This window comes from Paraburkholderia rhynchosiae, from assembly GCF_002879865.1.
In the GTDB taxonomy this organism is placed as follows: Bacteria; Pseudomonadota; Gammaproteobacteria; order Burkholderiales; family Burkholderiaceae; genus Paraburkholderia; species Paraburkholderia rhynchosiae.
This window is the reverse complement of record NZ_PNXY01000098.1, coordinates 1-1,461: the sequence shown is the minus strand read 5'-3', so window position 1 is coordinate 1,461 and position 1,461 is coordinate 1. Positions and strand designations below refer to the sequence as shown.

The window sequence follows — 1,461 nt, the reverse complement described above, 5'->3', positions numbered from 1 at the left end:
ATGGGCGCGTCGTTCGGCGGCCTGTCGGGCGCGATGTTCGGCGCGTTTCAGGGCTTCGTGTCGCCGGAATCGTTCACGCTACCGGAGTCGATCGTGGTGCTGGCGTGCGTGGTGCTAGGCGGCATGGGCCACATTCCGGGGGTGATTCTCGGCGCGGTGCTGCTCGCGGTGCTGCCGGAATTCCTGCGCTCGACGATGGGTCCGCTGCAGCACATGATCTTCGGCCATGAGATTGTCGATACGGAAGTGATCCGTCAGCTGGTCTACGCACTCGCGATGGTGCTGATCATGCTGTACCGCTCCGAAGGCCTGTGGCCGTCGCCGAAGCACGAAGACAAGATTGCGAAACTGTCGAGGCGGGCCGGCAAGAAGCCGGTGCGCGCGTAACGGAAGCGGATAGGAGAAATCATATGAGCGACAAACAAATCCGTCTGTCCGTGAAGGGCGTCAACAAGCGCTTCGGCGGCCTGCAGGCGCTGTCGGACGTCGGCCTTCAGATCGAGGAAGGCACGATTTACGGTCTGATCGGCCCGAACGGCGCCGGCAAGACGACCTTCTTCAACGTGATCACCGGTCTGTACACACCGGACTCGGGCGACTTCAAGCTCGACGGCACGAACTACACGCCGACCGCCGTGTATCAGGTGGCGAAGGCGGGCATTGCGCGCACGTTCCAGAACATCCGCCTGTTCGGCGGCATGACCGCGCTGGAAAACGTGATGGTCGGCCGGCACGTGCGCACGAAACACGGCTTGCTGGGCGCGGTGTTCCAGACGCCGGCCGAGCGCAAGGAAGAGCGTGAGATCAAGGAGCGCGCGATCGAACTGCTGGAGTACGTCGGCATTGCGCAGTACGCGGACTACACGTCGCGCAACCTGTCGTACGGCCATCAGCGCCGGCTTGAAATTGCGCGCGCGCTTGCAACCGATCCGAAACTGCTCGCGCTCGACGAACCCGCTGCCGGCATGAACGCAACGGAAAAGGTCGAGTTGACGCGACTGCTCGACAAGATCCGCGCCGACGGCAAGACGATTCTGCTGATCGAGCACGACGTGAAACTCGTGATGGGTCTGTGCAACCAGATGACGGTGCTCGACTACGGCAAGGTGATTGCGCAAGGTCTGCCGCAAGACGTGCAGAAGGATCCGAAAGTGATCGAAGCTTATCTGGGTGCGGGAGTCCACTGATGTCCACCACGCAAGCAATGTTGAAAATCAAGGGCCTGCAGGTCAATTACGGCGGCATCCAGGCAGTCAAGGGCATCGACCTCGAAGTTGGGCAGGGCGAACTGGTCACGCTGATCGGCGCCAACGGCGCGGGCAAGACCACGACGATGAAGGCGATTACGGGGCTCAAGCCGTATGCCGCGGGCGACATCGAGTACATGGGCCAGTCGATCAAGGGCATACCGCCGCACGAGCTGTTGAAGCGCGGACTCGCGATGGTGCCGGAAGGTCGCGG

The 1,461-nt window shown here is 62.2% G+C and carries 3 protein-coding genes; all 3 read left to right on the top strand.

Translation table 11 applies throughout. The features are described 5' to 3' along the window. The coding region (locus C0Z16_RS36945) for an ABC transporter permease subunit (RefSeq protein ID WP_407070733.1) at positions 1-387 on the top strand (387 nt) is incomplete at its 5' end. Positions 388-410: 23 nt separating this feature from the next. Beyond that, positions 411-1,187 carry an ABC transporter ATP-binding protein gene (locus C0Z16_RS36940; RefSeq protein WP_102636843.1) on the top strand — a complete coding sequence of 259 codons (777 nt, stop codon included), beginning with the start codon at positions 411-413 and terminating at the stop codon, positions 1,185-1,187. Positions 1,188-1,204: 17 nt separating this feature from the next. Continuing rightward, a partial coding sequence (locus C0Z16_RS36935; RefSeq protein ID WP_146014425.1) for an ATP-binding cassette domain-containing protein occupies positions 1,205-1,461 on the top strand: 257 nt, incomplete at its 3' end.

What these genes read in the sequence shown, in the direction of transcription:
- C0Z16_RS36940 (WP_102636843.1), top strand. Translation starts at nt 411, where the DNA reads ATGAGCGACAAACAAATCCGTCTGTCCGTGAAGGGCGTCAACAAGCGC.